At 36.0% G+C, this 14,092-nt stretch carries 7 protein-coding genes and 2 pseudogenes; 2 read left to right on the forward strand and 7 right to left on the reverse strand.

Annotation, left to right across the window (positions count from 1 at the left end; genetic code table 11):
* Nucleotides 1-418 precede the first annotated feature (418 nt).
* The 5 genes and pseudogenes from HHU08_RS15665 to HHU08_RS15685 all read right to left on the reverse strand — a co-directional run bounded on the left by HHU08_RS15665 (nt 419) and on the right by HHU08_RS15685 (nt 9,139).
* Nucleotides 419-1,873 carry an Msr family ABC-F type ribosomal protection protein gene (locus HHU08_RS15665; RefSeq protein WP_169188822.1) on the reverse strand — a complete coding sequence of 485 codons (1,455 nt, stop codon included), beginning with the start codon at nt 1,871-1,873 and terminating at the stop codon, nt 419-421.
* 677 nt (nt 1,874-2,550) lie between these two features.
* Nucleotides 2,551-3,798 (reverse strand): annotated as a pseudogene (locus HHU08_RS15670) (vitamin B12-dependent ribonucleotide reductase); the annotation flags it as partial.
* A gap of 101 nt (nt 3,799-3,899) precedes the next feature.
* The gene (gene ltrA, locus HHU08_RS15675) at nt 3,900-5,687 is read right to left on the reverse strand and encodes a group II intron reverse transcriptase/maturase (protein WP_169188333.1); all 1,788 of its coding nucleotides are present in this window, start codon (nt 5,685-5,687) and stop codon (nt 3,900-3,902) included.
* A gap of 758 nt (nt 5,688-6,445) precedes the next feature.
* A pseudogene (locus HHU08_RS15680) lies at nt 6,446-7,819 on the reverse strand (vitamin B12-dependent ribonucleotide reductase); the annotation flags it as partial.
* A gap of 483 nt (nt 7,820-8,302) precedes the next feature.
* Nucleotides 8,303-9,139 (reverse strand): lipoate--protein ligase family protein, encoded by an 837-nt coding sequence (locus HHU08_RS15685; protein WP_016204899.1) that lies wholly within the window; start codon nt 9,137-9,139, stop codon nt 8,303-8,305.
* Nucleotides 9,140-9,429: 290 nt separating this feature from the next.
* Here HHU08_RS15685 and HHU08_RS15690 point away from each other — a divergent pair, with 290 nt between their 5' ends.
* Both HHU08_RS15690 and HHU08_RS15695 read left to right on the forward strand, forming a co-directional pair.
* Nucleotides 9,430-10,545, forward strand: coding sequence for an IS4 family transposase (locus HHU08_RS15690; RefSeq protein ID WP_100525938.1), 1,116 nt, complete (start codon nt 9,430-9,432; stop codon nt 10,543-10,545).
* A gap of 229 nt (nt 10,546-10,774) precedes the next feature.
* Complete coding sequence (locus HHU08_RS15695) at nt 10,775-11,158, forward strand: rhodanese-like domain-containing protein (RefSeq protein ID WP_016204898.1); 384 nt, start codon at nt 10,775-10,777, stop codon at nt 11,156-11,158.
* A gap of 117 nt (nt 11,159-11,275) precedes the next feature.
* On the opposite strand, the gene gcvPB is transcribed toward HHU08_RS15695, so the two are convergent.
* Nucleotides 11,276-12,733, reverse strand: coding sequence for an aminomethyl-transferring glycine dehydrogenase subunit GcvPB (gene gcvPB / locus HHU08_RS15700; protein WP_016204897.1), 1,458 nt, complete (start codon nt 12,731-12,733; stop codon nt 11,276-11,278).
* Complete coding sequence (gene gcvPA / locus HHU08_RS15705) at nt 12,726-14,072, reverse strand: aminomethyl-transferring glycine dehydrogenase subunit GcvPA (protein ID WP_169188824.1); 1,347 nt, start codon at nt 14,070-14,072, stop codon at nt 12,726-12,728. Before gcvPA ends, gcvPB begins: the two co-directional genes overlap by 8 nt.
* Between the last annotated feature and the right edge of the window lie 20 nt (nt 14,073-14,092).

A 14,092-nucleotide genomic window follows, 5' to 3' on the forward strand; every position in this document is an offset into this window, starting at 1 on the left:
ATTAAACCTAATAGCTAAGCACTTCAAAAAATCCGTTGTTTTGGTAGTATGCCTTATCAACAGTATCTTAACTAACATGGATATTTTAGAGCCTGTAATTTATTTTCTATTATTTTCTTTTTATTTTCAAGAATAGAGCCCGTTTGCAATAATCAAATCCAAAAGGTGTTTCTCCTCATCTTTTTTATAAATATCGTAGCTATATAATAAGGTTAAAATCACCTCGTTAACCCATATTTCACCAAAAAAATAAAGTGAAACTTCCATCAGTGGGGATTTTCCTTCATCCCCCACTGATGTTTAGTTGCACGGACTCGACTTTTACGGGAGCTTTATCGATTTTCCGCAACTTTCGGTCGGGTCTGTCCGTTAAGAGCGGAATAAAAAACCGCCGAATTCTAACGGCTAATTTTCCCACTCATTTTTGTATCAATTTTTTCTTATGAATATTCAATTGCAAGTCTGCTACATTTTTTATAAATTGTTGATCATGTGAAACAAAAAGTATGGTGCCTTCATATCCCGTAATAAAGGTTTCTAATGCTTCAATGGCATAGATATCTAAGAAATTAGTTGGTTCATCTAACAATAAAATATTATATTCTCCTAAGAATAGCAGACAAAGTTGAAGGCGAATAGCTTCGCCACCACTTAGTGACTTTACACTTTTTTGTAAATCTGTACCAACAAACTGCATTAAGTGCAAAACACTTCGTAAAAATGTTTCATCATATCCTGAACGATTTTTTACGAAATGCAGAACTGTTTCATTATTAGTGAATTGATAACTCATTTGCTTGAAATATCCTATTTTTGCTTTTGGAGAAATTATCAGGTCATTACCTTTATTCGCAATATGATCTAGCAATGTACTTTTTCCACTGCCATTTTTGCCTGTAATCGCAATTTTTTTCCCAAGCGGTAGCTGAAAGCTAACATCTTTTACTAATACTTTATTCTCAACTTGAAGTGTAAAGCCGTCAGCCATAATCGGGAACTTGTTATGCAATTCTGTAGCTTTCGTTTGACGGAAAACAATTGGTCTATTTTCACTTACAGCTTCGACTTCTTGAAGTTTTTCCATTCGATTCTCAATAGCTTTAGCTGCACGCTGCATCGCTTTTGCACTCGTACCTTTGGACTTTGTCATAAACGACTTGTTCGGTAAGGCACTCGCTTCCCTTTTAGACATCCGCCCTGCTTGAGCAACCTTTTGTGCTTTTTTCATTTTTTCTTGTGCTGCTTTTTCAAGCCTGCTCTTTTCTTTTATGAATTGTTCATGAGCTTGCTGTTGTTGCTCACGTTCTAACTGCTTTTGGACCACGTATTCACTATAATTTCCTGAATAAACCTGGACCTTGCCTTCATGAATTTCCCAGATTGTCGTTACTAATTCGTCTAGCACTCTACGATCATGACTAATTAATACTAGCGCTCCATAATAATAACGAAGTTCCTCTAAAAAAAAGGAAATACCCTCTTGATCCAAATGTGTGGTCGGCTCATCAATTAGCAATCCTTCGTAATAATTGGTAAACAACTGAGCAAGCTTCATCCTTGTCTGCTCTCCACCACTTAATTGAACCGAATCTTTTGGGATATCTAATTTTCCAAGTAATACCGGATCGGCTCCAAGAGATGTCGGTGCTTCAAGCTGCTCAAAATATCCATATTCAACATGACGAGACACTCTCCCTTTTGTGGGTTGTATCTTACCTGCCAATAATTTCAATAGTGTACTTTTTCCTACACCGTTCTTACCAACAATCCCGATTCGGTCAAATTGGTGAATAGCTAAACGGTTGATCTTTAAGATTTCCTTATCTAAATAGGCTAATTCAACATTTTCTAATTCAAAACAGATTTTTTCCATATTTGCTACCTCCCGAAATTTTATCATTTCGTATCGATAGCAAGGATCGATACGAGCTTCTGAACTAAGCTCGTATCAATAAAAAAGTAACATACACATTTGAAACCCCTCCATCTACATTTAGATAAAACAAAAAATCACAGACACCATGTCTGTGATTTAGAGTAAAGGGAATTGCCCATCTTAATTAAAGTAGAAGCACGAAGGTAAATGTCACCATATAAGCTTCTCTCTTAGCGAAGAAAATTACACAAAAATGAAGAAAAGCAGAATAATCCCTTTCTTCAAAGAAGATAAATATAATTAAAAGAAGATTATTAAAAAGGACAGACTTATCCCGTTTACTCTGTGTATACAAACAGAGTCTTTGACCGTATTCAATTACTGGTTCAAAGTTAGGGTCCATAGTCTAGGTATCATTTTTAATAATCCTCCTTATATTTTAAAAGTACAACATTTATTCTAAAGAGACTTGTAGAAAAAGTCAATCGGTAAATACAGTCCAATACCTTTCTCCAGCTTTTTTTCTATTGATGATGAACGTTTGCATTTAAACATTCTTGCAAACACCTTTCCATTTTCCAGAAATACAAAAAATCCTCTTTAGTAAAGGAACCAAAGAGGATTTTTTCCATAAAACTTGATTTTAAAGCAACACTTCTGTCTCTATTAACGAATCACAAACCACACTTTAATTGCGTGTTACAATTCGTACAAGTGTTACAGCCACCGATTTCTTCGACAACACCTTTGCGACATACAGGACATGTATCACCAATTTCTGATCCAATCGTTACATTCGTTGATTTCAATTCATTGATAGTATCTACAAGAACTACATGTGGTTCTTCACGTTTTTGTGGTTGAGCTTCTTCAAATGTGTTTTCTTCCGCTTTTAAGGTTAATACTTGACTATCGCGTGAGCCATCTACATAAACGGTACCGCCTTTAGCTCCACCACGATATAATCTTTCATATACTTTTTGAACTTGTTCTACACTGTATCCTTTTGGTGCATTTACCGTTTTACTAATCGAACTATCAATCCATCTTTGAATGATACATTGAACATCAGCATGTGCTTCTGGAGCTAAATCCATTGCAGCAACGAACCACTTTGGAAGATTATTTGGATCTGCTTCTGGGTGTGCATCTAAATATTCTTGCACAATATCTGCTTTCACTTCGATGAATTTTCCTAGTCTTCCACTTCTGAAATAAGAGAAGGAAAAATATGGTTCAAGACCAGTTGATACACCAACCATCGTTCCTGTACTTCCTGTTGGAGCGACTGTTAATAAATGAGAATTGCGGATACCATATTGAAGAATATCCTCTCTAATGTCTTCAGGCATTTTTCTCATGTAGCCCGTATGGATAAAGGCGTTACGTAGTTTCGCTTCATCTTCTCTTGTCTCAGCCTTCAAGAATGGGAAGCTACCTTTCTCTTTTGCTAACTCAATCGATGCTCTATAAGCAGTAGTAGCAATCGTTTCAAACACTTTGTCTACTAAAACATTGCCTTCTTCACTGCCGTATTCTGTTTCACAGTAAATTAGTAAATCATGAAGTCCCATTACCCCAAGACCTACACGACGTTCCCCAAGAGCTTGTTTCTTATTTTCTTCCAGGAAATAAGGTGTCGCATCGATTACGTTATCTTGCATTCTTATGCCAACTTCTACTGTTTTCTTTAGTTTTTCAAAGTTAACTGTTTTCTTTTCCTTATCTGCCATTTCTGCAAGATTAACAGCAGCTAAATTACATACGCTAAATGGTGCTAATGGCTGCTCTCCACATGGGTTTGTCGCCACAACTTTTTGACCATAGCTAGTTGCATTTGTCATTTCATTCGATAGTGATAGGTAAGGCTTTGAAGCTATTCTCCACCTTTTCCCCCACTTCACACCGTACGTGAGAGTTTCCCCTCATACGGCGTTCCATCTAATCCTACTAAACCAAATTTTAACAAGTTACAAGCTTAAAAATTATTTATCGAGTATTGTGCAAGTTTTTTTCATTGCTATTAAATCACGATTGGCTCGTTCTTACATTTCTTACGTAATGCATTTATCTTCTCAATCAGTTTCGAATTCTGATTGAGTTTCCATTTAACAAGGTACTTATCAATCGTTTCCTTCTCGGTCGCATGAATTAGTCTATGCATGTCTTCATGGATAATTTTGAGGTTATCATACTTATCGGTTCCACCTAAACTTCTAGGCTTTACATGATGACAGTGAACTTCATGTGCTTCAAGAAAGATACCAAGTATTTCACAACATCCATTCTTCATTGAGTAACGGGAAAGTCTATTGTCTTGATATTCAATTGATTGGTCTTGTATTTTGGATTGCATTAGTAATCTTATGTTATATTCAACAACTGGTTGAAGTTTTTTGTGAATTAATTTTCTACCTTCTTCAGTATAGACCGAAAGCTTAGGATTAAATTGTCTAGATTCAGTAAAACTTGTTATCCCATTTATAGGAAAGAGATAAACATCTAATACTTTCCATGTTTTGAGACTGTTAGAGTAATACTGATTATAAACTTTACTAGCATCTGTTGGATGTGCATATTTCCCTCCAACTTGATGTAGTTTACTCCTAGCATAAGGATGAACCTTGTGTGCTATGTCTTTGAAATCTGTTGGAACCATACTCCCGTATTTAAAGTAATTTTGTATCCCCATTACATAAGCATTAAAGAGCCTTATGTTATTAATGGTCGTTTCCTTCCTTATTCTAAGAATTAGTTCCTTCATTTTCCTAATGACATCAGCTTTCTTCTTATCAATCATATTTACCCTAACAAGATGTTTTTGTTTCTTCCTAACAGCCTTAATTTTAAATCCCAAGAAATCCGAGGACTTCTTTTTGAGATTTGTAATTTTAGATTTCTCAGGTGAGATATCTAATTTCAATCTATCCTTCAAGTATCCTGTCACTGCATGAAACCATTTGACTGCATTCTCATGATTATTCGTCATAATTTTGAAATCATCTGCGTATCGAACTATAAAGCCAATCTTCATATTCGAGTTTCGTTTCAACATTAAGTACTTCTTTACATTCTGAGAATACTCATGCTTCGTTTCAAAAGTTTCCCATTGATTACTTACCCACATATCTAGGTCATGAAGAACAATGTTAGAGAGTAAAGGTGAGAGTATTCCTCCTTGTGGAGTACCTTTGTTTGGAATTCCAATACCTTTTATCGGGGCTTTAAGCATTTTGCTTATGATTGCTAAAACCCCTCGATCATGAATACCCAAATTCCACATTTGCTTCATGAGAACCCTATGATTTACATTGTCAAAGAATCCCTTTATGTCGATATCTACTACATAATGTAATTGTGAGATATTAACTAAGAAATTCACCCTAGATAAAGCATGTTTTGTGCTTCGTAATGGTCTGAAACCATAACTGTGATTATAAAATTTAGCTTCACAGATAGGTTCAAGAATTTGTTTAAACATCTGTTGAATTAGCCTATCCAACATTGTTGGTATTCCTAAAGGTCTAAATTGGGTATTATCCATTCCCTTTGGAATCATTACTCTGCGGACTGCTTTAGGTTTGTAATCTTTGAGCGAAGTTCGAATGAGAGTGATGAATTCTTGTTTATTCATCACTTTATAGTTGTCAATCACATACTTATCTGATCCGGCAGTTTTAGAACCTTTATTGGCTTTTATGTTTCTGTAAGCTAGTAGGATGTTTCTTTCATCTATGATTAGGTTAAATAGATTTTTGAAAAGATGTCCTTCCTCACTCTTGGTAAATAATTCATCAAAAACCTCTTGCATACCATAATACTCGTTGTGTCTTAGGCTCGTATTCGTTGCAGATCACCTGACTTTCTTAGTGATTCCCTGCATTCTTACCCGACCATCGAATTCACTTGTTTTGTTTGGTTTAATTTATTGGATTAGACTTGGGTCTATCCCTCCACTTATTTTCATAAGCTTCTTCGGTACTGTGACCCTACTTTCACAAGGATAAATGAATTTCAGATTAAAAATCCTTATATCAACTACTCGGATGATAGTCCTTGAATGAGTGTTCCTTGCTTACCACGTTCCAATAATTCCCAGCCATATGATTGAACTTAGGTGCTTGCTCTGAGCCTGAGATTACATAGTGTCTCTGTTCACTATATCGTGTTTCATGACAACGGGCTTACTCCACGACAATCTCGGTTAAACTGGTTAACCTTCCACCTTTTCAAGCGGATTTCATTCTAGACCCTTTCATTCGCAAGTTCGTCAGTCAGGTTGCTAATCTGACATTCTCACCATATTCATCTTTTTCGGCTGACCGCCCTATCTTCGACCATGACTCTAAGTGCGTTTTAGGTCAAATTCAGACGACTTTACCTAGCTTCATACACTTCATCACTATCATGATTCCATGCATGTAGGAGTCTCATCATAGTGGTTTCAGCTCAACGTGACGGCTTTCATTCCCACTATCGGAATTATCAGTTGTATTTAACATAACTTTCGTTTGTTAAACCCTCTATTTCATGCGTTTAAGCCGCACTTATAAGAGAACGTGTCGCACCATTATCAATAAAGAAAATTCCTGGTTCCGCAGAATATGTTGCACAAATATTAATTAAGTTCCATAATTCTTTTGCTTTAATTTTGCGATAAACACGGACTTTATTTCCTGCTGCCAGCCATTCTCTTACATCGCCAACTTTATGCCATTCTTCGTTGTAATGCTGCATTTGTTCTTTATCATAACTTTCTACATCAGGGAAACGTAATTCATAATCTTCGTCTTTTTCCACTGCTTCCATAAATTCATTTGTTAAGCAGACAGAAATGTTTGCCCCTGTTAAAAATTCAGATTGATGAACAGTATAAGTACCGCCACTTGATAGCTTTTCTTCTGCATCACGGAAAATCCCCTCGTTAAAACCACCTTGACCGGGAATATTTTTATAATTTAGAATCCCTTGATACATAGAACGCTCTTGTTCTGTAAACGGAGTAAATTTCAATTTATCTTGTGCATGCTTTTTAATCGTTTCATCTTGTGTATTTTCAATCAAGAAACGTAAAATTCGGGGGTTTTGCATTTTCGAAATAATGAACTCAATAATGTCCGGATGCCAGTCAGTTAGCATAATCATTTGAGCACCACGACGGCTTCCGCCTTGTTCTACTAAATGCGTTAGCTTCGCAATATCATCCAACCAAGAAACAGAACCAGATGATTTACCATTAACGCCTTTTGCTAATGTGTTGCGAGGTCTTAAAGTCGATCCATTTGTTCCAACTCCGCCACCACGACTCATGATTTCCATAACCTGTTTACGGTGCTCGGAAATACCTTCTCTTGAATCCTGGACAAACGGCATTACATAGCAGTTAAAGTAAGTAACGTCTGTACCTGCTCCTGCACCATATAATACACGTCCTGCTGGAATGAAGTTTAAGTTAACAAGTTCACTGTAAAACTTTTGGAACCATTCTTGTCTTTTTTCTTCCGTTTTTTCTACTGATGCAAGTCCAGTAGCATTTCGCTTTGCAATTTGCTCGTAATATATTTCTAACGGTTTTTCAATAATATCTAATGAACGAACGATTACCCCAGTTTGTGCCTCTTCTCCTTCTAGAACTCCACGATAATCCTCTTCCACTAATACTTTTGCTGTATTTAAAATATGATCAATTTCTTGAATAAATCCTAATCCCCTTGCTGGAAACTTAGGATCTTCTTTAATTGTTAAAACAACGAAATCGCCAGCAGATAACGTAATTTTCTCTGTATCTTTATACGTATAACGGTCAAGCATGACAAGTCGAGAAACGCCTTTATGAGTTAGTTTCATATCTGGAGTAATCGAATGAACCTCCGGAAATAACGCGATATCCTTATTCAGCTTTTCAATATCTACCTGCAAACTTTGACTTAACATTACTGACATACACACAACCCCTTCATTTATATAAAAGTAGAGCTGATACTAATAGTTGATGAAAATAAACTTCGTATATAAATCTATCATTAGATATCTAGCATTTTTAGTAATACCCTTAAACTATCACAACAAACACATAAAATCAATATATAGTATCCAATACAAAACACATACCCATATATTGTATCTCCTTTGTATATCTGCCAATTTGTCAAATGACGAAATAAAGTAAATTTTAAAGAAAAAGAAAGAGAAACATCGATTATTTAATATAAAAAAAGAAATTTCGTCCTTTTTCGTCCTTGCTAAATAAAAGAAGGGATAATCCATTGATATAAGCCTGTTTATCTAAAAATTTGCTCTCTCAAAAAAGTTTTCGACAATCAAAAATGAGACTGCATCTTTGCTTTTTTTTCTTTTAAACAGTACTGTTCACACAAATAAAACACGAAATTCAAAAAAAGTATTTCGTGTTTAAATGCGATATTTTTATCGTCTAAAATTCCACTCATTACTATCATATTTTTCTTTCGCTATTTTTTCTACATATTCTAGTTCTTCATTTGTTAATTGATAATTCTCTAATTGAATATGCAAACCTTCCTCAAAGCCTTTTTTAAACGCTTCTTTTGCCATATCAATCGTAATATTTCTTGAAGTTAAATCATTAATCGCCACAGCTTTGCTCTTAAATGCTTTTTGCATTCTTTCTTTAACCCGGTCATTTGGATACTTAAATAGTCGAAATAACTTGTCCTCATCTAAATCTAGTAAAATCGAACCGTGCTGCAAGATGACACCTTGCTGTCTTGTCTGTGCGCTTCCCGCAACTTTTCTTCCTTCTACTACTAATTCATACCAGCTAGGAGCATCAAAGCATACAGCAGACCTTGGACTTTTCAAATTATTTTTCTGTTCTTCCGTTTTTGGAACAGAAAAATAGGCATCTAAATCTAGAAAATGAAATCCTTTTAAAATGCCTTCTGAAATTACTCGATATGCCTCGGTTACTGTTTTTGGCATATGAGGATGTTCTTCTGAAACAATCACACTGTAAGTCAATTCATGTTCATGCAGAACACCTCTACCGCCTGTTGGTCTTCTCACAAATCCAAGCCCTAGTTCTTTGACCGCTTCTAAATCAATTTCTTTCTCTACCTTCTGAAAATATCCAATAGATAAAGTAGCAGGATTCCAGCCATAAAAACGGATCACCGGCGGAAAAACTCCTTTAGAATGCCATTCTAATAACGCTTCGTCTAATGCCATATTAAAAGAAGGAGAGTGATTGCCTGAATCAATAAATCTCCATGTTTCTTTTACCATAATGAACCCTCTTTTTCTATGTATGATGTACATTAAATCCTTACTAAGGATATCAAAAAGAAAGGATATTTAAAAGTAACTTGCACAAATGAAGAATTATTCTTTCTATTAATCCCAAATAGCATAGGAATGTTAATGATATTGTAAGTCACTAGTGTTGCATTAATTTAATTTCACTATTAAAAATACTCGAAATGTTCACTTTTATTATTTTATGCATAGAAAAAGTCCTTTATAATGGATAAGTCAGGTGGTAACCCGTCCAAATCCACTAAAAAAGGACCAATCTCATGGACAAGATTACACGAAAAACTTCATTTGGACAATGGTTTTCACCAATAAATCTTCAATTATTTGAAGAAAACGTGAAAACGTTGAAATTAGATTTCTATACGAAAAAACTAACGACAGAGTCATTTCTAAAATTATTACTTTTTGCGCAGCTAGAAGAAGTCGAAAGTCTGCATGCGCTGAGCGATTGTCTTTTCGATGATCAACTGCAAAAGGGCATTGATCTTGATTCTATCAGTATTTCCCAACTCTCACGCCGTTTAAATGGCATGAATCCAGACTTATTCCAAAAGCTTTTCCTTGATTTAGTTTCACAAATTCATGCCAAAACGCACAACACGAAACTTGTGATGCCATTAAAAATCATTGATTCAAGCACATTGCCTCTCAATTTGACTAATCATAAATGGGCAAAATTCCGCAAAACAAAAGCGGGTGTTAAATTGCACTTACGCCTTGTGTTTATGGAAAAAGGTATATCCTATCCCGAAAAGGCCATTATGACAACGGCCAAAGAACATGACCGCGGTCAGCTTGAAGTAATGGTTGATGACAAGGAATGTATGTATGTGTTTGACCGTGGTTACTTAGACTACGAACGCTTTGATCGGATGACAGATGACGGCTACTTTTTCCTTTCTAGGCTGCGAAAAAACGCAGTCATACGGGAGGTTTACGATTTTAAACTACCCGAGAATACATCTGTTTTGTCGGATCAAATGGTGTTGATTGGTACGACGCAAAACCGTGCCGAAAATTACTTTCGTCTTCTAAAAGTGATTGATTCAAAAGGAAATGAGCTTCATTTAATCACAAATCGTTTTGATTTAAGTGCTGAAGAAATCTCAAAGATGTATAAATCACGCTGGGCGATTGAGTTATTTTTCAAATGGATTAAACAACATCTCCATATCAAAAAGTTTTACGGCCAAAGCGAATGGGCAATTCAGAATCAAGTGTTTATCGCACTTATTGTTTTTTGCCTGCATGTTCTCGCACAAATCGAGACAAAAAGTAAACGAAAAACCCTACAAATTAGCCGATATTTACGGGCAGCTTTGTGGAAACCAGCACATATTTGGCTTCGAAAGATTGAAGGAAAAACCATTCCTTAATAAACAAATTGTCGTCGTCTCTTAAGTCTAATTGTAAAAAAATTTCCAAATGGATGGATCCACCTTTAGTTGGGTATTTACTTTTTTGGCTCTTAACAGGGGACATATTTAAACTGAATATTCTAACAACATTTATGCAACACTAGTGATTGTAAGTATTTACTTTACTACTATAAGGGTTGATAGATATAATAGAGATAGTGTAAGTAATTGAAAGGAGAAATGAGAATTGACAACGATTTATACTCTTCTCATCATTTTAGTCGCATTCCTTGTGTATTCCTTAGTGATGTGGCTGTATCAGCGCCGAATTGTAAAAACTGTTAACCAAGATGAATTCCGTCAAGGTTACAGAAAGGCACAGTTAATTGATGTACGTGAACCAAACGAATATGAGGCTGGACATGTGCTTGGCGCAAGAAACATTCCACTATCACAACTAAAAATGAGAAAAAGTGAAATCCGTCCTGATAAACCAGTATATCTATACTGTCAAAATGGGATGAGAAGCGGAAGAGCTGCTCAATTTCTAAATCGAAAAGGTTATAAAGATTTAACCCAATTAGAAGGCGGATTTAAAAAGTGGACAGGAAAAATTAAAGCAAAAAAATAATAATATTCTTTTAGGAATTATTATATAGAAGAAGCTGATGCCCATTAAATTGGAGACATCAGCTTTTTTATTGGTTAAACTTTTTTTAAAAAGGCAACTTAGCTTCAAACAGATGCATTATTTTGTATAACGAAGAATTGGCTTTCTCGCTGCCAATGTCTCATCTAAGCGACCGATTACCGTCGTATGAGGAGCTTCCTGAACTATTTCAGGTGTTTCTTCTGCCTCTTTTGCAATTTGAATCATCGCTTCAATAAAGCTATCTAATGTTTCTTTCGATTCTGTCTCTGTCGGTTCTATCATAATACATTCCTCCACATTAAGAGGGAAATAGATAGTTGGTGGATGATACCCAAAATCAAGCAGTCTTTTGGCAATATCAAGAGTTCGTACTCCTAATTTTTTTTGTCTTCTTCCACTTAAAACAAATTCATGTTTACAATGACGATCAAATGGTAAGTCATAATACGCAGAGAGACGACGCATCATGTAGTTAGCATTTAACACCGCGTTTTCTGTAACAGCCTTTAAGCCATCAGGACCCATTGAACGTATATAAGTGTATGCACGTACATTAATCCCAAAGTTGCCATAAAACGGCTTAACTCTACCAATTGATTGCGGTCTGTTGTAATCTAGTACGAATTCTCCTCCTACTTTTGACAAAACTGGCTTTGGTAGGAAAGGAATTAAATCTGCTTTCACACCTACTGGCCCTGAACCAGGTCCCCCGCCACCATGCGGGCCCGTGAATGTCTTATGCAAGTTCAAATGAACAACGTCAAAGCCCATATCACCAGGTCTAGCTTTAGAAAGAACGGCATTTAAATTGGCACCATCATAATATAATTTTCCACCGGCATTATGAACAATTTCAGCCATTTCTAAAATATTTTCTTCAAAAAGTCCTAACGTATTAGGATTTGTTAACATTAACGCCGCTGTATCTTCTCCTACTACTCGCTTTAAATCATCTAGATCGACGAGTCCATGTTCATTGGATTTTACTGTAATTGTTTCTAAACCAGCAACTGTCGCTGATGCAGGATTAGTTCCATGTGCAGAATCGGGAACAATTACTTTCGTGCGATGAGTGTCTCCATTTGCTTCATGGTAGGCTCTAATCAGCATTAATCCAGTCCACTCACCATGCGCACCCGCAGCTGGCTGCAATGTCACTTCATCCATACCTGTGATTTCCACAAGATGCTGTTGTAAATCATACATTAGCTCTAATGCACCTTGTACAGATGACTCTTCTTGCAAAGGATGAATATGGGCAAATCCATTAAATCTTGCCACATTTTCATTTATTTTCGGATTATATTTCATCGTACAAGAACCTAATGGGTAAAAGCCAGAATCCAATCCATGATTTCGTTTAGATAGAGCAGTATAGTGGCGCATAATATCTAATTCAGATACTTCTGGTAGTTCTGGATTTTCTTCTCTTATATAATCATTCGGCAACAGCTGATTAAGATCTACTGCTGGAATATCCATCTCTGGTAAACTATAACCTATTCTGCCTGGTGTACTGCTTTCAAAGATAAGAGGCTGATTTTGATTAGACATGATAATCCTCCATTTCTGCAACGAATTCATCAATTTCTTCTTTTGTACGTAATTCCGTAACGGCAATTAGCATATGATTTTCTAGTTGTTCAAAGTCTCTTCCTAAATCATAGCCACCGATCATACCTATTTCTAATAATGCACGGTTAATAGCTGAAATAGAGGAATTACATTTAATAATAAATTCATTAAAAGATGGACCTTCAAAAATTATTTCAAATCCAGCTTCCCTTAATTTCGTTTTTGCATAATGAGCTTTCTGTATATTCGCAATCGCCATTTCCTTCACCCCGTGCTTACCGAGTGCAGTCATAGCTACAGAAGCAGCTAAAGCATTAAGTGCTTGGTTGGAGCAAATATTAGAAGTGGCCTTATCACGGCGAATATGCTGCTCTCTCGCCTGAAGTGTGAGCACAAATCCTCTTTGACCATTCTCATCTAGCGTTTGTCCTACTAAACGACCAGGAACCTTACGCATTAATTTAGACGTTACTGCGAAATAACCACAGTGCGGTCCACCAAAGCCCATTGGAATGCCAAAAGGTTGTGCATCACCAACTACGATATCTGCCTGAAACTTTCCTGGTGGCGTCAGTGCTCCTAAAGCTAAAGGATTGCTTGAGACAACAAATAATGATTTATGAGCATGAATAATTGCTTCTAAATCCTTCAGCAGTTCCACTCTTCCAAAAAAGTTTGGATACTGGATCATAACTGCTGCAACTGTATCATCCACCATTGCCTCTAGCGCATCTAAATCTGTTATGCCTTCCTTATGAGGAACCTCTACTACTTCGATATACTGACCTTTTGCATAAGTTTTCACTACTTCTTTTGCTTCTGGATGAATTGTACTTGATACAAGGATCTTTTTTCGTTTCGTCGTACCCGCACTTAACATACCTGCCTCTGCTAATGCAGTTGCTCCGTCGTACATAGAAGAGTTAGCTACGTCCATTCCTGTCAGTTCACCTATCATTGTCTGAAATTCAAAAATTGCTTGTAATTCCCCTTGTGAAATTTCTGGTTGATATGGGGTATAAGCTGTATAAAATTCAGAGCGTGATAAAACATGATCTACAATAACAGGTGAATAATGATCATAAACACCAGCTCCAAGAAAAGAAACATTTGCTTTTGCATCCGCATTTTTTTTGGCAAGCTTTGTTAATTCTTTCAATAAAGCAGATTCACTTTTTGCAGGCTTAATTTGATAGTCTCCTTGAAAGCGTACTTTTTCTGGTATATCTGAAAATAATTCTTCTACTGAACTTACACCAATTACTTCAAGCATTTCCTTTTGATCTTGAACCGTCATCGGTAAATAGCGATGCTTCATTCGTTTTTCCCCCAGTCATT

The organism is Niallia alba, assembly GCF_012933555.1.
Classification (GTDB): domain Bacteria; phylum Bacillota; class Bacilli; order Bacillales; family Cytobacillaceae; genus Niallia; species Niallia alba.